The sequence below is a fragment of the Mucilaginibacter pedocola genome (assembly GCF_002013915.1).
Taxonomy (GTDB): domain Bacteria; phylum Bacteroidota; class Bacteroidia; order Sphingobacteriales; family Sphingobacteriaceae; genus Mucilaginibacter; species Mucilaginibacter pedocola.
In genome coordinates, this window is sequence record NZ_MBTF01000001.1 from 832,981 (window position 1) to 849,948 (window position 16,968).

Here is a 16,968-nt window from a genome sequence, read left to right on the forward strand (position 1 = left end):
AGGTTGCCTGGTGAATGGTTTTTATATAGACTACCCCATTTAGACCAAGCGAAGCATTCACTACATAACTGCTCACAACTCACCAATCACTACTCACCAAAAAAATGTTTATTTTTCTATACATTTTTTAAATTGCGCGCAAACATATCTACCTCAATTCCGTTTTAAGAACACACATGGCAAAAATTTTAATAATTGACGACGAGCGTGCTATCCGTAACACGCTGCGCGAAATACTGGAATACGAAGACTACGTTGTTGAAGATATTGACAATGGCGTAGATGGCCTCGAACTTATCCGCAAAAATGATTACGATCTGGTACTATGCGACATTAAAATGAACCGCATGGATGGCATGGAAGTGCTTACTGAAGGCCTTAATATAAAACCCGACCTGCCCTTTATCATGATATCGGGCCATGGCACGGTAGAAACAGCCATCGAGGCCAGCAAAAAAGGAGCGTTCGACTTCATTTCTAAACCACCTGACCTTAACCGCCTGCTGATAACCGTACGCAACGCGTTAGACCGCGGTAGCTTGGTTGTTGAAACCAAAGTATTAAAACGCAAGGCATCAAAGGTTCGCCCTATCCTCGGCGAATCGCAGGCCATTGTGAAAATAAAAGAAACGATAGATCGCGTAGGCCCTACCGATGCCCGCGTACTGGTTACCGGCGCCAATGGTGCGGGTAAAGAACTGGTGGCCCGCTGGCTGCACGAAAAATCGAACCGAAACAATGGGCCTATCATCGAGGTGAACTGCGCGGCAATTCCGTCAGAACTCATCGAGAGTGAATTATTTGGCCACGAGAAGGGTTCTTTTACCTCGGCTATTAAGCAACGTATAGGTAAGTTCGAATCGGCAAGCGGCGGCACGCTTTTCCTTGATGAGATTGGCGATATGAGCCAAAGCGCCCAGGCCAAAGTATTGCGCGCCCTGCAGGAAAGCAAAATTACCCGTGTTGGCGGCGAAAAAGAGATCGATGTAGATGTACGCGTAGTAGCGGCAACTAACAAAGACCTGCTGAAAGAGATAGAGGTCGGTAACTTCCGCATGGACTTGTACCACCGCCTCAGCGTTATATTGATACACGTACCGCCATTGGTGGAGCGCCGCGATGATATCCCGCTGCTTACCCAATCATTTTTAGAGGAAATATGCAACGAGTATGGCATGCCTACCAAGAAGATATCTGAAGCGGCGCTGGAGGCATTGAAAGCCCTACCGTGGACAGGTAACATACGCGAGTTGCGAAACATGGTGGAGCGTTTGATTATCCTGAGCGACAAGATCATTACCGATGGCGATGTGCGCGCCTTTGCTAACCCGAGTGCGCCTGTAGCAGTGGGTGCCGCAACAGCCGCCGCTGCCCCTGCCCCGCAAACAGATTTCGACCAGTTCACCAATTTCCAGGAGTACAAGGATTTTGCCGAACGCGAGTACATCAAATTCAAACTCGAAAAAAACAATTGGAACGTATCAAAAACTGCCGACGATATCGACATCCAGCGCAGCCACTTGTATAGCAAGATAGAGAAGTTTGGATTGAAGCGAGGGGAGTAAAGTTTCAATGCTCAAATTATAAAAACAACAAAGGCCGCCGAACATTCAGTGGCCTTTGTTGTTGAGTTGAATATTAACCCGCTGTTCAAATACCATTCAGCATATGATGCATTTTACTTAATTTTGGATATAACTCTGAGTACTATGGATAATGAAAAAATGCCATCGTTAAGCGAAAGTGAGATTCAATATCTGAAAGAGGGGTTGAAAAGAACCTACAAAGAGCGCTTTGAATTTGCTACAAGTTTGTATAAGACCCATTTAACCATGAAAAAAGCGGTAATTACGCACAAGCCCGCTACCAAAAAATAACAAGTGGATATCTTTGACGACTACATTCTTGACCTCTGGAAAGCACTTGAAGAATTCAAAGTGAGGTACATATTAGTTGGCGGTTATGCAGTTACATTACATGGTTATCAGCGTTTTACCGGCGACATGGATATTTGGCTTGACGACACACCCTCTAACAGGAAGGCATTGAGAAAAGCTTTTTCGAAATGCGATATGGGTGACTATCCCATGATAGAGACGATGCAATTCGTGCCCGGCTGGACCGATTTTCATTTGAACAATGGCTTCACCGTAGACATTTTGATCGGGATGAAAGGCCTGGAGGGGTTTACGTTCACTGAATCTTTAGAAATGGCATCTATTGCTGATATTGAGGGTACCCCCGTACCTTTTTTACACATAGATCAACTTATCGAAAATAAAAAAACGGTAAATAGGCTTAAAGACCAACTTGATGTACAAATGCTCGAAGAATTAAAAAAACTACGCAACTAGGAATAAGCATCCCTGCTATATTAATTATTGTTACTTATTCCTCGCCTGCCTCTTTACTCATCCCAAACATTTCTCCCCCAAATTAAGTTATAGAACTGACCTACTGAATTAAGTAGTCGATTTATAACAGAAGTTTTGAAGAAGATACAGCACTACTACAAGGCGGCCGCAATGGTAGCCGGGATATTTTTGAGCACAGGATATGCGTTCGGGCAGGTTGCGCCTACACCTGCCGATACTGTAAAAGGAAAAAAAGCCGAGCGTTTAGAAATTAAACAGCAGAAAGGCCAAGCAGATGAGTTTGCCGGCCAGTATGATGTAGGCGATTTATTTAAAGCGATATTCCACCCACACCGCAAGCCCGATACCGTATTTAAAAAACCTTCCGGCATAACTATTATACCGAATGTGGCATCAAACCCTACCATCGGTTCGCAGATTGGTATAAAGGCCGTAGCGGGGCGCAAACTGGGTAACGACCCGAATACGCTTTTATCGGTAGCGGCCACTTCGGCATCTATCACCACAAAGGGCATCATATACTTTTATCTGAACCACAACATTTACACGCCGGGTAACGATTGGAATTTCCAGGGAAGTTTGGTGGTGGCCAAAATGGTTTCGCCCGATTATGGTTTAGGTATTGGTCGGGGCAACAATGGCAGCACCGAAGACCAAATATTGGCTAACGCTGCGCGAAAAGGCCGGGCTCTCCACTCCTACTATTACAACCTGCGCGAGAAAGTTTATAAAGAGGTGCAAAAGAACCTCTTCGTTGGTGCGGGCGTATCATTTGATATGCGCAGCCACATTGAGGACCGCAATTCTACCACGCTTACACCTTACGAGATATATAACGATCGACACGGTTTCAGCAATGGCAGTTACCAGGCCAATGGTTTGTTGTTCAACGTGCAATATACTAGCCGCGATAACCAAAACCGCGCCTACAAAGGGATTTATGTAGATGCCGGTTTCCGTGTAAATCAGGAATGGATGGGCAGTTCGCGCAACGCGCTACAATTCACGACTGATTTCAGGAAGTACATCAGCTTATCCAGCACTCACCCCGAGCATGTTATAGCGTTCTGGAACTGGGGTTCGTACCTGCTGGCGGGTAATGTGCCTTACCTCGAATTGCCGGGTACCGCACGCGATGGTAGTTTCCGTAGCGGGCGTGGTTATGTGGGGCAATACTTTAAAGGCACCAACTACAACTATTCGGAAGCGGAATACCGCTTCCCCATCACCCGCAATAAATTCCTGAGTGGCGTGGCCTTCTTCAACCTGCAAACAGCTAACGACGAAGCAGGAACTAAGTTATTCGAAGTTTGGCAACCCGGTTACGGCGGCGGTTTGCGCGTATTGTTCAATAAGGCAACCCGCACCAACCTCTGTTTGGACTATGCATGGGGTAAGTATGGTGCACGCGGTTTCTTTTTGGGGTTAAATGAAGCGTTTTAAGCAACTCACAAACAAACACTTATATTTTATTTAAAGCACGGCGCTTTTAGACATTTGTCTATCAGCGCCTTTTTTTCATTGGGGAGATTTGCATCGTCAAAAACAAATAAACAACACGACGATAAAATAACCTCATCATGAAAAAATTACTATTAGCAGCACTTTTACTCATCACAGGCGGCGCCTTCGCGCAATCAAAATTCAACGGGCAAGAATTTAGCCTCAACGGTTTCCGCAGCCACTCTATCGGTTTAGAGTACCGTTACCATGCCGTTTCGGTACACGCGGGATATTACATCACCGCATTTAAAGCCGGCGAAACTACCGAGTTTTTTAAAGTGGGCATTACCACCTGATTTTGGCCCGTTGGCGATAAACCGGTGCCCTCTTCCTTCTACAGCAGCACATCATATGCCCGCGGCCTTACGCGCGATTACAAAAACAAAAACGCGCTAATGAGCGAAATTGGCTTCCGCTGGATGGCCTACAAAGGACTAAACCTTCGTTTAGGCATTACCACCACAGCAGCCAAAGGCCAATCATTTAAAGTAAACCCGGCGCCCGGCATCAGTTATGGTTTCTTCTTTTAACAGCATGCACCTCACCGTATAAAAGCAAAGCGCCCCGACCATAACAGCCGGAGCGCTTCTACTGAAGTTTAAGACAACTAACCTCTAATTGTTAGCCTCTAAACTCTGATTATTAATACAGCGTAAATTCAACCCTGCGGTTAGCCTGACGGCCTGCTGCAGTGGCGTTAGTTGCTATTGGCTGGCTTTCGCCGTAACCGGTAGCTTCTATACGCGATGGGTTTGCGCCTTTACTCACTAAGTATGATTTGATCGACTCGGCACGGTCTTTTGATAACCTCAGGTTCAACGCATCGGAACCGGTATTATCTGTGTGGCCGGCTAATTTCAAGCTGAAGTTTTTATCGGTAAGCAATCTTGCTACTCTATCTAAACTTGGGAACGATTTAGGGCGAATAGTTGCTTTACCCAAATCAAATTCAAGGTTGTTGATAGCATCTTTCACAACGCGTTTATCCTCCTCGGTGACAATAACAACCGGTTTGGCCAATGGGCAGCCTGAGCCATCTACCTTAGTACCGGCAGGCGTGTTAGGGCATTTGTCGTACAGATCGGGTACGCCGTCGCCGTCGCTATCCGCAGTAAATTTGGCTAAATTAGCGTTGGTAGCATCCAAATCGGCGCGCAGTTTGGCGTTAGCCGCGTTCTGTGCATCAATTTGCGCCTGTAAGGCTTCTTTAGTTTGTTGGTTTTGCCACAGGTACTCGGTACGCATGCTGTTAACCGGGTTATGTGTAGCTAACTGTGGTTTTTTGCTTTTGCCCAGGGCAAACTCTAAACCAATGTGGCCGTAAGAAAATTTATCGCTTCCGCCACCGTAATTGTAACCATCAAAGTTATCCGAGGCAACAAAGCCAACGGTGTAACCCATATCCAGGTTGACACCACTGCCCAAATTGAATTTTAAACCGGCACCTACCGGGATATAAAACTCGCGTATACTTTCGTCATTTGCTTTAAAATTTTGCGAAACACCCGCCGTGTTAGTTACAACAGGCTTGTAATTTAATATACCACCACCAAAGGTTACATAAGGCTGTATCACACCCTTTTTGTGGCGCCAGTTAATGTTGGCCAGGGTAAGGTTACCACTTAAGGCTGCCGACCATTGCATTTTGGTTTCGAAGCTGCTTAAACCGGCACCTGCCTGGGCGTCTTTACCTTTCACTTTACCGGCCAGGAAATCGGCCTGTAAGCCAAACGATGGAAGGATTTGTTTTTTGATGTAGCCACCGTAACCGAACTCGGCTTGCGGTGTGCGGAAATCTTGCTGACCTTTTGTACCGAAAATGGTGTACGGTGTTAAAACGCCGCCATGAACGCCTATTGACCAGGTACGGAACGAATCGCCGCCTGAGAATGGTTGTACGTAATCTTTTGTAGTACCGGTTGTGTCGGGGGTTTGGGCAAACAATTTACTGCCAACCATTAGCCCGGTGAGCAGCATTGATGCTTTTTTTAAATTTGTTTTCATGTCGAATGATTTTGGTATCGCCCATTATAAAGTACAACGGACTTACACCCCTGCTTTCAACATTGGTGCCAAGGAGCAAATTACAGGCGACAAAAAACGTGTTACAACACAGGTGTGTGGGCGCGCACAAAAGTAGCGCACTATTAATCAATAGTTTATAAAATTACCAATGCAAATCCGGCGCAAATAACTTTGAGCACATTTCTACATTGCCAAGTTTTAAATTATGAATTTAATAGTGGACGTTTTTTTATGAAAATGGCAAAAAATTAGCAATTTGAATACATATTCCCACACAGGAATATTGGGTGGCGCGGTACTAAGCCATTACGGTAACCATACTAAAGAATGGCTCAATGAGGCGTGCATCGCCCGCTATTGTTGCAGATTTGCGGGCATCATCGGCAGTAATAGCTTTGGTAAAAAGCTTCCAGGCAACGTCGGGCGTTATACTTACAGAAGCATTTGCATCATTTAGGCACTTAGCTAATTCCCATTTACCTGATGTACGTGTTAAAAACCAATCGCCCCCGGCCTCGGTACTCACGGTAAATTTAATAACCGTACCGTCCCCTGCCTCAGCGTTAAGATAAGTATGCGGCAGCGCATACATAAAAGTATCTATTAGCGGATAAAACAATTCAGGAGTCAGCAAGCCGGGTTTACCAACAGCATCGCGTATTTGTTGCTGGTGATGCCATTTCTCAGTGTACTCGCGAGCAATGTGGAACCAATTGAGCGATGTATCTTCTCCTGCCCATGCAACAGAATACATGGCCGGTGCGAATGGATCAAGCGTTTGCAGGTATTCGGTGTATTGTTTACCCGTAGCCTCCAACTGCGCCATCAGCAATTGCGGGCTTACGCGCATCATGGCCTTAACCCAAACGGCATTCAACTCGTTCAGGTAATTTACCAAATCGCGGTAGCTGTTTATTTGGGGTAACGGCTCGTTGCTTTGATAGCCGTTGAGGGCAGCTATGGCGCGTATGTTACCATCCAGCAGGTGGGCGGCAACGTCTTTTACATCCCAAAGTTTAGCAACGGTAGGTTTGTGCCATTCTTCGGGAGATAAGGAAGCGAGTAATTCCAGCAACATTTTATCAAGCACCGGGAAAAGGTGCAGGGTTGGTACCGGAATTACTCGTTCCATGGTTTACTATTTATACAAGGCTTTTTTCTAAAGCCTGTACAATGTCGTTTATTACGTCTTCGGCTTTCTCTAAACCGGCAGATATGCGTATCAGGCCGGGAGTTATACCTACTGATGCGCGCTCTTCGTCGGTTAGTTTGCTGTGCGTAGTGCTTGCCGGATGCGATGCAATGCTGCGGCTATCGCCCAAATTGGCAGTTACCGAAAGCAGCTCCAGCGCATCCAAAAACTTACGGCCAGCAACAACGCCGCCTTTTATCTCAAAGCATAATACACCGCCACCGGCTTTCATTTGCTTTTTGGCGATATCAAACTGCGAGTGCCCTTCCAAGAACGGATATTTTACCCAGCTTACGTTAGGATTGCTTTGCAATGTTTTGGCAATCTTGAGGGCATTGGCACAGTGGCGCTCCATGCGTACATCCAAAGTCTCCAGGCTTTTGCTCAATACCCAGGCGTTGAATGGCGACATGGCCGGCCCGGTGTTGCGACAGAACATGTAGATCTCTTTGATCAGGTCCTTACGGCCAACAATAATACCACCCAAAACGCGGCCTTGTCCGTCTATCCATTTAGTTGCCGAGTGCACAATAATGTCTGCGCCAAAATCTACCGGGCGTTGCAACAGTGGCGTAGCAAAGCAATTATCTACATTGAATATCAGGTTATGCTTTTTGCAGAACTGCCCTGCCCATTCCAGATCTATAACTTCCAACTGCGGGTTGGTAGGCGTTTCCAGGTAAAGCATTTTGGTGTTTGGCTGTACGGCGGCTTCCCATGCTTCTTTATCATTAGCAGGCACCAAGGTGCAGGTGATACCGTAGCGTGGCAGGTATTTGTTTACGATAGTAAATGTGCTGCCGAAAACAGAGCTGCTGCATAACAGGTGGTCGCCGCTTTTCAGCAGGCCCATAAAGGTGCTGAAGATGGCGCTCATGCCGGTTGAAGTGGCAAAGCCATCGTCGCAGCCTTCCAGTGCACACATTTTAGCAACAAATTCATCAACTGTTGGGTTGCTGAAACGGCTGTAAATGTTTTCGTCGTTCTCGTCGGCAAAAGCCGCGCGCATGGTTTCGGCCTCATCAAAGGTGAAGCTGCTGGTTAAATATAATGGTGAAGAGTGCTCGTTCTGTAAAGTTTTTGGCGCTCTTATGCGTATGGCCTGGGTTATCGGGTCTAATTCCTGTGACATTATTATATTGTAGTAGTATAAATTATTTAGCAGGATGTATAAACACCTGCCATTTGATATCGGCTTCGGCCTTGTACAAAGTAGCCGCTACCGAACAGTATTTACCAAGCGAGAGTTCAACGGCTTTTTTGGCTTTATCCTCGTCAACCTCGCCATATAAATGAAACTCTAAAGTAATGCTTTGCCAAAGCGATGGCTCTTTGCCGGCTTCGCGTTCGCCGCTGATCACCATTTCGTAATCAACAACGTTTTGGCGCTGTTTGCGCAGTATAGCAATAACATCAATGGCCGAGCAGCCGCCCAGGCCCATCAGCAGCATTTGCATGGGGCGTACACCAAAATTCTCGCCGCCGCTTTCGGGGCTGCTATCCATCCGCACGGTGTGCCCATACTCGTCGTGGGCCTCAAAGCCGTATTCGCCGCTTACGCGGGCTAATTTAATTGTAGGCATGGTAGTAAAAATATAATTGCGCTAAGGTAGTAATAATACTACCAATGCGGTAGTATTTAGCAGGAATGACATTTTAATGAGCCGCGTGGTATTTGAGTGAACACTAATTTTCTCGAATGGAATCGAATTTCACGAATTTTTATTTGCGATGCGGCTTGGTATCTCTCGCAAAGACGCCAAGGCGCAAAGATTTTTTAACTGCGGCACTAAGTCGTTAATGCATTGGCAACTATAGAGCCTGCTGTCTTTTTCTTCTTTGCGTCTCTGCGCCTTTGCGTGAAAATAACAGCGATGCTGTAATAATTCTGTGGCTATAATATTTAACCATTTTAATTTGTGAAATTCGTTTCATTCGAAATCATTCGTGTTCACTCAAAATGAAGAAGCTGTTTTTAACCGTCATATTATTCTTATCAACCATCACCTGTTTCGCCCAAAGCAACCTGGTATCGTACGACGACCTCAGTTACCTCCTGCGCAACAACATCAACCATGCCGATACCTTTTTTATATCGAAAGGTTATACGTTGGCTGAGAAGAATATCAAAAAGAATACACGCAAATACACCCTCGCTATCCCCGGAGGCACGTATAATAATGTGAATGTGCGGATAGATGGCAGGCGCCTCTTTATAGAGATAGAAACCAACGAATTACAGCAATACAACCTTATTTATAACTCCATTGCCGATTACCTTAACAAGGCCGGCAGTACCGCTGATGTGCAAACCTATGTTGTAAAGGACTTGGGTAGCATCTATATAATGGTGAATGATGCCGTACCTTACAACCCACTACGCCGGGTTTATGATATACAGATAGTATCTGACAGGGTGGTAACCGCGTATAATTAGTTACTCCCCTTTCGCCTCTTCCTCCACATGCGTAATAATAGAACGTATGGCGGTATCCAATTCCCCGCCGGCCTGTTCGAGTTTACTGAGAGCATCTTTATCTATTTCTTTGTCAGACAGTTTTATAACACTGATCAGCCCCAGTATAGATGCCAGTGGCTTACGCAACTCGTGCGATTGGATGAAGGCGATCTGTTCCAGCGCCCTGTCTTTACGTTTGTTGCTTAAAATACGCAATTGGTTATCGCGCCTAATGATGCGGTATTGTAGCAGCAGGATGATGGTAAACACAATAAACAGTACGCAACCGGCCACAGTTACTATCAGCTGCCGTTTTTGCCTTGCCTGCCGTTCGTTCATTTCGGCAAGTTCTTTATCCTTGCGGGCGGTTTCGTACTTTATTTGCAGTTCGCTCAGTTTCACTTCGTTTACCCGCACCCGTACCGAGTCGCGCATTTCTTTGGCTTTGCTCAGCAGCCCGATGGCGGTTTTGTAGTCGCCCGCAAAAAGGTAGCAATCGTACATATGCTCGTACATTTCCATTTCGCGGTAGGGCTCTTTAATTTCTTTGGTTATGGCCAGCGCTTTGTTAAGGTACTCCATCCCGCGCTCTCGCTGCCCGGTATAAAACAAGGCTTGCCCTAACCAGCAATAACCATATGTAAGCGAGCGCTTGCGGCCATTCTTTTCGGCAAGTGCCACACCCTTGCCTGCGTACTCAATAGCTCGGGAGTAATCTCCGGTATCTAAATAGAATTGCCCCACATTATCGTAAAGCGGTATACGCATTAACTCATACTTCGGGCTGGCCTGGGCTACCTTCAGCGCCCGAAGTTGAACGTTTATGGAGGTATCGGGCATCGAAGTATCAGCCCCTGCCCCCTTGCGGTAACTATGTATAAACATCGCCTTCAAGCTAAGCATGTTAATAATAGCGGCAGTATCTTTATTGGTACGAGCCCATTCAAGTGCCTTTTGCTGGGCCTCGAAGGCCATCTTAAAATTGGTGCTTTCTTTATGCAGGTTGGCTATCAGCCCGTATATTTCGGGATAGGCCTCTTTTACGCCATACTTCTCTATATCTGCCAAACATTTCACAGCCGCCGCCATCGATTCTTCGTGCCGCGACGACATCCACAAATAATGCGCAGTAAAGAGGCCACTGTATACGATACCCGTTTTATCGCCTGTTTTTCTTAGCTGTTCGGAAATTACAGGCAAGGAATCGATATGCGCATTTTGCAACCGCTTGCCCTGTGTTATCAATTGCTGTACATCGGGGTTATTTGCTTTAGCGGCAGGTTTTTCGGCAACTTTCTCGCGGCACGATAAAAGGCAGCCCACCACGCAAAAAAAGAAAATTATAAGTTTTGCGATAGCGGCCATAGGTGATGTATTTTGCACACCAAATTAAGCAAATATGTTCGTATTAATTAATGGGCGGGAATGCTTTGATTTTAATTTTACAGCAGAGAACACAGAGAGAAAAACGCGGAGGTGCGCAGAGCTCTGCAATCGCACTATTCGAGTGAACACTAATTTTATCGGATGAGGGCGAATTTCACGAATTTGAATGACCAATATTAACTCCACCTCAAAAACCTCTGTGCACCTCCGCGTAACCTCTGTTATCTCCGTGGTTAAATAACCACCAGTAATTCAATTTTGTTTATAACCCTCAAACCCCTACATTCGGTAAAATACATCGCAAACTATGTCGTCGGGAATATTGCTCACATTTATAATAGGTTACTTTTTGGTGCTGATGGTTATCTCGTACCTCACCTCAAAAAACTCTGCCAACAACGATACCTTTTTTGTGGCCAACCGCAATTCCAAATGGTACCTAGTGGCCTTCGGGATGATAGGCACGGCATTGAGTGGCGTAACCTTTATATCGGTGCCCGGCAAAGTAGGCGCCCCAAGTGGCGACCAGTTCGCGTACTTCCAGTTCGTACTGGGCAACGCTGCAGGTTTTATCATTATTGCTACTGTATTGCTGCCCTTATACTACCGCATGAAGCTTACTTCTATATATAGCTACATAGAACATGCTTTAGGTACCTGGAGCTATAAAACGGCAGCCGCTATTTTCCTGCTTAGCCGTACCATCGGATCGTCATTCAGATTGTATTTGGTGGTTATAGTGTTGCAGAAATTTATCTTCGATACCTATAATGTACCGTTTGCGGTAACCGTGCTGATATGCCTGGCATTGATATGGAGCTACACGTTTAAAGGTGGCTTAAAAACCATCATTATTACCGATAGCCTGCAAACTTTCTTTTTGGTAACATCGGTTTTCCTCTCGATATTTTTCATTTGCCGAAGCCTCGATTACAACCTTTTCGAAGCTGCCGAAGCCATCAAGAACAGCAGTTACTCTAAAATATTTTTCCTCGACGACTTTTTGGGCAGCAAGTTTCATTTGACAAAACAATTTTTAGGAGGCGTGTTTATCACAATTGGCATGACCGGCCTCGACCAGGACCTGATGCAGAAGAACCTGAGCCTCAAAAATATCAAAGAGGCGCAAAAGAATATGTTCAGCTTTACCGGGGTGTTCGTGGTGATCAATATCTTCTTCCTCAGCGTGGGTGCCTTACTGTATATGTACGCCGCCAAATACGGTATCACCGTAGAAAAAACCGATTACCTCTTCCCTACCATTGCCCTAAAATATTTAGGGGTAATACCAGCCATGGTATTTATGCTGGGCTTAACGGCAGCAACGTTTGCTACTACCGATTCGGCATTAACCGCGCTCACTACTTCGTTTTGTGTAGATTTTCTGGGCTTCAACAAAAAGAACGACCTTAACAGCAAAAAGAATGTTGCCACCCGCCATTGGGTGCATATCGCCTTTTCGGGGCTGATGTTTTTAACTATCATTATTTTCAATGCTATTAATAACGATGCTGTGGTGGGCGCTATTTTCAAAGTAGCCTCTTATACTTACGGCCCGCTTTTGGGCTTGTATTCGTTCGGCTTGTTTGTAAGTAACAGGCAGGTGCGCGATAAGTTGGTGCCCTTTATTTGTTTGATATCGCCTGCGGTTTGCTTCTTTTTGAGTACCGAAAGCAAGGCCTTATTAGGCGGCTACGTTTTCGATAACGAGTTGATCATCGTGAACGGGCTGATAACCTTTATTGGGTTGTGGGCTACTTCGAGTGCGAAGTCGGAAAGTCCGGAAGTCGGAAAGACAGAGGTGGTAGCTGCTTAGCATATTAATAGTTTAATATTGGCGTTAAAACTTAAGCAACTAATTATTGTAATATTTGCACATCATTTTACTCTTTCGGAATCCCGTCTTACGGACTTCCGGACCAAATAAACATCTATGACAAGTGAGGATAAAATAAGACAGGCATTCGAGAACAAGAACTGGCAGGAAATAAAGGTTACCGATTCGTGGCAGATATTTAAAATAATGGCCGAGTTTGTGGACGGCTTCGAGAAGCTGGCCAAAATTGGCCCATGCGTTTCCATCTTCGGTTCGGCACGTACCAAAAACGATAACAAATTTTACAAACTGGCCGAAGATACCGCCCGCCTGCTTACCGAGCGCGGTTATGGTGTAATATCGGGTGGTGGCCCGGGCATTATGGAGGCTGCCAACAAAGGCGCCTACGAGGCCGGTGGTAAATCGGTAGGCTTGAACATCGAGCTACCCTTCGAGCAGTTCCACAATAAATATATCGACAGGGATAAGATACTCGAGTTCGATTACTTCTTCATCCGTAAGGTAATGTTTATGAAGTATTCGCAGGGCTTTATCATCCTGCCCGGCGGTTTTGGTACTATGGACGAATCCTTCGAGGCCATCACACTGATACAGACCGGTAAAATTGCCCGCTTCCCTATCGTATTTGTGGGGCTTGATTACTGGGGCGGACTATTTAAATGGGTAGAAGAGCGTATGCTGGCCGAAGAGCACAACATTAGCCCCGACGACCTTAACCTGTACCGCCTGGTAGATACGGCAGAAGAAGCCGCGGAGCACATCTTCCGTTTCTATGACAAGTATGTGTTGAAACCGAACTTCTAAGGGTTGCCTTTGTGTTTAATTAACCGCAAAGTGCGCAAAGATTTGCAGCTCAACTAACGCAAAGAACACAAAGCTTAAATAAACAATTTGCAAAGCTTTGCGCTCTTTGCGTTTTTTCTTTGCGCACTTTGCGGTAAAATGTGCCAACAATTCGACCTACCTGTGAAATTCGATTTAATTCGTGCAATTCGTGTTAATTTCACATCTTTACGGTATGGACGCTTCAGCCCAAACCAAAAAACCTGCAGCCTTAGGCTTTATTTTTGTTACGCTGCTTATTGATATCACCGGCTTTGGTATCATTATACCGGTATTCCCAAAACTGATAGAAAACCTGATTCACGGCGATCTGAGTGCCGCCGCGCAATGGAGCGGTTGGCTGCTGTTCGCCTACTCAGTAATGCAGTTTCTGTTCGCCCCGGTGTTGGGTAACCTGAGCGACCGCTACGGCCGCCGCCCGGTTCTGCTTGGCTCGTTGCTGGGCTTCGCTATCGATTACGCTTTTTTGGCCTTTGCTCCTACCATTTGGTGGCTGTTTTTGGGTCGTATTATTGCAGGTATTACCGGTGCCAGTTTCACTACGGCTTCAGCTTACATTGCTGATGTTAGTCCGCCCGAAAAGCGTGCGCAAAACTTTGGTATAATTGGTGCAGCATTTGGGCTTGGGTTTATTATAGGCCCGGTTTTGGGTGGTGTATTAGGCCAATACAGCACTAAACTACCCTTCCTTACCGCAGGCGCATTGGCGTTGATCAACGCTGCGTATGGTTACTTCGTACTCCCCGAATCGTTAGATAAAGCCCACCGCCGCCCATTTGAATGGCGCAGGGCAAACCCGGTAGGTTCGCTAATGCAATTAAAAAAATACCCATCAGTAAGCGGGCTTATTGCATCGCTGATACTCATATACCTTGCTGCCCACGCCGTACAAAGCACCTGGACTTTCTTTACTATGCAACGCTTCCAATGGACCGAATCGCTTGTGGGTTACTCGCTTGGTTTGGTTGGTGTACTGTCGGGTTTGGTACAGGGGCTACTCATTAGGGTAACTATTCCAAAACTTGGGCAAAAGAAAAGTATTATTTACGGCCTGCTGCTTTACACACTGGGCTTATTCCTGTTCGCATTTGCAGATAAAAGCTGGATGATGTTTGCCATACTGGTAGTATACTGCCTCGGTGGTATAGCCGGACCAGCATTACAGGGTCTCATCAGCGGACAAATACCAGCTAACGAACAAGGCGAACTACAGGGCGGGCTTACGAGCTTGATGAGCGTTACTTCTATCTTCGGGCCAATTATGATGACTAACCTGTTCTCGTATTTCACGGGGCAAACCGCTCCCGTGCATTTCCCCGGTGCTGCATTTTTTGCTGGTGCTTTGCTTATGTTGTTGAGCACCATATTAGCCGTTTTGAGTTTTAAACGTGCTAAAGAGAGTAAAAACGCTGCCCCTATTGATGTTGTTGCCCATTAATTATAGCCCGATGGTAAAACTTTCCGCCAATTATCTGTTCTAAGCAATATACATGGCAGATACAAAGCAGCAAGCGCAAAAACGGCCGGGCGCGTTAGGGTTCATATTCGTTACGGTACTGATAGATACCATGGGGCTGGGCATCATCATACCCATACTCCCTACCCTTTTGGAGCAATTGGGCCATGTGGGCGTGAGCATGGCCAGCCAGTATAGCGGCTACCTCACCTTTACCTACGCCACCATGCAATTTGTTTGCGCGCCCATATTGGGCAACCTGAGCGACCGCTACGGTCGCCGGCCTGTGCTGCTTATCTCGCTGGTGGGTTTCGGTATCGATTATTTGTTCATGGGCTTTGCCCCCTCTATATTCTGGCTGTTCATCGGGCGCTTTATTGCCGGCGTGGCAGGCGCCAGTACTACCACGGCTACAGCTTACATTTCTGATGTTAGTAGCGGCGATAAACGTGCCGCCAACTTCGGGCTGATCGGTGCTGCGACAGGGCTTGGTTTTATTTTAGGCATTGGACTGGGTGGTTTTTTGGGTGGCGTATTCATTCGTCTACCCTTCTTTGTAGCGGGCGGGCTTGCCTTCATCAATGCCATTTACGGCTACTTTGTATTACCCGAATCGTTGAGCGTTGAAAACAGGCGAAAATTCGAGTTCGAGAGGGCCAATCCCGTTGGCTCTTTGCTGCGGTTGCGGCATTATTCCCTTGCCGTGAGTACTTTGATAACCGCTTATACTATTGTATACATTGGCCAAAAAGCAGTGGAGAGTGTGCTGCCCTTTTATGTAGTGGAGAAATTTCACTGGAGCGAATCGAGCATCGGGGCGCTGGGGATATTCCTGGGTCTGCTTATCGTTGGCGTGCAAGGCGGTTTAGTAAGATGGACGATACCCAAATTCGGCCTGCGGAAGAATATCCTCGCCGGCATTGCCTTTTACGGCATTGGATTGGTGCTGATATCTTTCAATAATATCCCCTGGATGATGTATTTGGTAATGATACCTTATTGCATGGGCGGTATTGGCGGCACGGCATTGCAGGGCTTTATATCTGAGCACGTATCGCCCAAAGAACAAGGCGAACTACAGGGCGCTTTAACAAGTTTGGTGAGCGTAACCACCATCATAGGACCGCTGATGATGACCTCCATCTTCCACCGTTTCACCAGCCCGGATGCAAAAGTTCATTTCCCCGGCGCGCCTTTTTTATTAGGGGCAATAATGATGGGGCTGGCTATTATCCTCACTATCCGCAGCTTTAAAAAGAAGGATCCGAAATTACTGACGGAAAAGGCGGGGACTATTCCAAACCACTAACCCCACCCGAAATAACGAATTTCATTACATCGGCAGCGCTTTTATCAATAGGTTTTACTTTATCCGCAGCTACAATAACCACCTGGCCGGCAAAGGAGTACGACCATGGAAAATACACAGCAACATCGCCGGGCAAGCCGATGGATGCCATATCCTTCTGCACCATAAAGCCTATCTTTTTCAAGCCGTAAGCGTTCATTTCTACCAGTACGGGTTCGTTGAATTTCTTTTCGTCGCCTACCAGGGCTTCGGTAAGGTCTTTTATAGACGAGTACAGGAATTTGAAAATAGGCAGCCTGTTCAGCCAGCGGTGGAACCAGCCTTTTATCGGGTCGGTTATAACATTGGTAACCAAAATACCTGCTACCAAAATGATGACGATAACATTGAGGATACCCAAACCGGGGATGTAGATGGGTTTACCATCCTTATCTACCCAAAGTTCGGCACTGAGGTTAAGCGCGTTATCAACCGTAGATACCGCCCAAAATATCAGGAAAAACGCGGCACCCAGCGGCACCACAATAAGCATCCCCTTGATGAAATAATTTAGCAGGACGCGGAACAACCTTTTCATGCCGCAA

17 protein-coding genes are annotated in these 16,968 nt (G+C 46.3%); 11 read left to right on the forward strand and 6 right to left on the reverse strand.

The window, feature by feature from the left end; all coding sequences use genetic code 11:
- Nucleotides 1–176: 176 nt before the first annotated feature.
- The 6 genes from BC343_RS03755 (at nt 177) to BC343_RS31305 (ending at nt 4,408) form a co-directional block, all read left to right on the forward strand.
- Nucleotides 177–1,565, forward strand: coding sequence for a sigma-54-dependent transcriptional regulator (locus BC343_RS03755; protein WP_078346365.1), 1,389 nt, complete (start codon nt 177–179; stop codon nt 1,563–1,565).
- Nucleotides 1,566–1,709: 144 nt separating this feature from the next.
- Entirely contained in the window at nt 1,710–1,877 is a 168-nt protein-coding gene (locus BC343_RS30930; protein ID WP_156088734.1) for a hypothetical protein, read from the forward strand.
- Nucleotides 1,878–1,880: 3 nt separating this feature from the next.
- A complete protein-coding gene (locus tag BC343_RS03765; protein ID WP_078346367.1) occupies nt 1,881–2,354 on the forward strand; it encodes a hypothetical protein in 474 nt (157 codons plus the stop codon).
- A 135-nt stretch (nt 2,355–2,489) separates the two neighbouring features.
- Nucleotides 2,490–3,818: a BamA/TamA family outer membrane protein gene (locus BC343_RS03770; RefSeq protein WP_238381690.1), complete on the forward strand. Its 1,329-nt coding sequence runs from the start codon at nt 2,490–2,492 to the stop codon at nt 3,816–3,818.
- A 137-nt stretch (nt 3,819–3,955) separates the two neighbouring features.
- Nucleotides 3,956–4,174: a hypothetical protein gene (locus BC343_RS31300; RefSeq protein WP_202909718.1), complete on the forward strand. Its 219-nt coding sequence runs from the start codon at nt 3,956–3,958 to the stop codon at nt 4,172–4,174.
- A gap of 24 nt (nt 4,175–4,198) precedes the next feature.
- The gene (locus BC343_RS31305) at nt 4,199–4,408 is read left to right on the forward strand and encodes a hypothetical protein (protein WP_202909719.1); all 210 of its coding nucleotides are present in this window, start codon (nt 4,199–4,201) and stop codon (nt 4,406–4,408) included.
- 112 nt (nt 4,409–4,520) lie between these two features.
- Here BC343_RS31305 and BC343_RS03780 read toward each other — a convergent pair whose 3' ends face one another.
- The 4 genes from BC343_RS03780 to BC343_RS03795 form a co-directional block, all read right to left on the reverse strand.
- Nucleotides 4,521–5,882 carry an OmpA family protein gene (locus BC343_RS03780; RefSeq protein ID WP_078346368.1) on the reverse strand — a complete coding sequence of 454 codons (1,362 nt, stop codon included), beginning with the start codon at nt 5,880–5,882 and terminating at the stop codon, nt 4,521–4,523.
- 319 nt (nt 5,883–6,201) lie between these two features.
- Nucleotides 6,202–7,035, reverse strand: a complete 834-nt coding sequence (locus tag BC343_RS03785) for a maleylpyruvate isomerase N-terminal domain-containing protein (RefSeq protein WP_078346369.1) — start codon at nt 7,033–7,035, stop codon at nt 6,202–6,204.
- 10 nt (nt 7,036–7,045) lie between these two features.
- Complete coding sequence (locus BC343_RS03790; RefSeq protein WP_078346370.1) at nt 7,046–8,227, reverse strand: trans-sulfuration enzyme family protein; 1,182 nt, start codon at nt 8,225–8,227, stop codon at nt 7,046–7,048.
- Nucleotides 8,228–8,249: 22 nt separating this feature from the next.
- On the reverse strand, nt 8,250–8,678 hold the full coding sequence (locus tag BC343_RS03795; RefSeq protein ID WP_078346371.1) for an OsmC family protein: 429 nt from the start codon (nt 8,676–8,678) through the stop codon (nt 8,250–8,252).
- A gap of 377 nt (nt 8,679–9,055) precedes the next feature.
- Here BC343_RS03795 and BC343_RS03800 point away from each other — a divergent pair, with 377 nt between their 5' ends.
- Nucleotides 9,056–9,532 carry a hypothetical protein gene (locus BC343_RS03800; protein ID WP_078346372.1) on the forward strand — a complete coding sequence of 159 codons (477 nt, stop codon included), beginning with the start codon at nt 9,056–9,058 and terminating at the stop codon, nt 9,530–9,532.
- Here the strand turns inward: BC343_RS03800 and BC343_RS03805 are convergent, their stop codons facing one another.
- Nucleotides 9,533–10,918: a hypothetical protein gene (locus BC343_RS03805; RefSeq protein WP_078346373.1), complete on the reverse strand. Its 1,386-nt coding sequence runs from the start codon at nt 10,916–10,918 to the stop codon at nt 9,533–9,535.
- A 328-nt stretch (nt 10,919–11,246) separates the two neighbouring features.
- Here BC343_RS03805 and BC343_RS03810 point away from each other — a divergent pair, with 328 nt between their 5' ends.
- The 4 genes from BC343_RS03810 to BC343_RS03825 all read left to right on the forward strand — a co-directional run bounded on the left by BC343_RS03810 (nt 11,247) and on the right by BC343_RS03825 (nt 16,384).
- Nucleotides 11,247–12,755, forward strand: coding sequence for a sodium:solute symporter (locus BC343_RS03810; RefSeq protein ID WP_078346374.1), 1,509 nt, complete (start codon nt 11,247–11,249; stop codon nt 12,753–12,755).
- A 117-nt stretch (nt 12,756–12,872) separates the two neighbouring features.
- A complete protein-coding gene (locus BC343_RS03815) occupies nt 12,873–13,580 on the forward strand; it encodes an LOG family protein (RefSeq protein WP_078346375.1) in 708 nt (235 codons plus the stop codon).
- Nucleotides 13,581–13,794: 214 nt separating this feature from the next.
- Nucleotides 13,795–15,057 carry a TCR/Tet family MFS transporter gene (locus BC343_RS03820; protein ID WP_078346376.1) on the forward strand — a complete coding sequence of 421 codons (1,263 nt, stop codon included), beginning with the start codon at nt 13,795–13,797 and terminating at the stop codon, nt 15,055–15,057.
- 52 nt (nt 15,058–15,109) lie between these two features.
- Nucleotides 15,110–16,384, forward strand: a complete 1,275-nt coding sequence (locus BC343_RS03825) for a TCR/Tet family MFS transporter (protein ID WP_078346377.1) — start codon at nt 15,110–15,112, stop codon at nt 16,382–16,384.
- Here the strand turns inward: BC343_RS03825 and BC343_RS03830 are convergent.
- The gene (locus tag BC343_RS03830) at nt 16,368–16,961 is read right to left on the reverse strand and encodes a DUF502 domain-containing protein (RefSeq protein ID WP_078346378.1); all 594 of its coding nucleotides are present in this window, start codon (nt 16,959–16,961) and stop codon (nt 16,368–16,370) included. The two genes, BC343_RS03825 and BC343_RS03830, sit on opposite strands and share 17 nt — an antisense overlap.
- Nucleotides 16,962–16,968 lie beyond the last annotated feature (7 nt).

Excerpts from the sequence above, each read along its gene's own strand:
- BC343_RS03755 (WP_078346365.1), top strand. The coding sequence starts at position 177 with ATGGCAAAAATTTTAATAATTGACGACGAGCGTGCTATCCGTAACACG.
- BC343_RS30930 (WP_156088734.1), top strand. The coding sequence starts at position 1,710 with ATGGATAATGAAAAAATGCCATCGTTAAGCGAAAGTGAGATTCAATAT.
- BC343_RS31300 (WP_202909718.1), top strand. The coding sequence starts at position 3,956 with ATGAAAAAATTACTATTAGCAGCACTTTTACTCATCACAGGCGGCGCC.
- BC343_RS03780 (WP_078346368.1), bottom strand. The coding sequence starts at position 5,882 with ATGAAAACAAATTTAAAAAAAGCATCAATGCTGCTCACCGGGCTAATG.
- BC343_RS03785 (WP_078346369.1), bottom strand. The coding sequence starts at position 7,035 with ATGGAACGAGTAATTCCGGTACCAACCCTGCACCTTTTCCCGGTGCTT.
- BC343_RS03790 (WP_078346370.1), bottom strand. The coding sequence starts at position 8,227 with ATGTCACAGGAATTAGACCCGATAACCCAGGCCATACGCATAAGAGCG.
- BC343_RS03795 (WP_078346371.1), bottom strand. The coding sequence starts at position 8,678 with ATGCCTACAATTAAATTAGCCCGCGTAAGCGGCGAATACGGCTTTGAG.
- BC343_RS03800 (WP_078346372.1), top strand. The coding sequence starts at position 9,056 with ATGAAGAAGCTGTTTTTAACCGTCATATTATTCTTATCAACCATCACC.
- BC343_RS03805 (WP_078346373.1), bottom strand. The coding sequence starts at position 10,918 with ATGGCCGCTATCGCAAAACTTATAATTTTCTTTTTTTGCGTGGTGGGC.
- BC343_RS03810 (WP_078346374.1), top strand. The coding sequence starts at position 11,247 with ATGTCGTCGGGAATATTGCTCACATTTATAATAGGTTACTTTTTGGTG.
- BC343_RS03815 (WP_078346375.1), top strand. The coding sequence starts at position 12,873 with ATGACAAGTGAGGATAAAATAAGACAGGCATTCGAGAACAAGAACTGG.
- BC343_RS03820 (WP_078346376.1), top strand. The coding sequence starts at position 13,795 with ATGGACGCTTCAGCCCAAACCAAAAAACCTGCAGCCTTAGGCTTTATT.
- BC343_RS03825 (WP_078346377.1), top strand. The coding sequence starts at position 15,110 with ATGGCAGATACAAAGCAGCAAGCGCAAAAACGGCCGGGCGCGTTAGGG.
- BC343_RS03830 (WP_078346378.1), bottom strand. The coding sequence starts at position 16,961 with ATGAAAAGGTTGTTCCGCGTCCTGCTAAATTATTTCATCAAGGGGATG.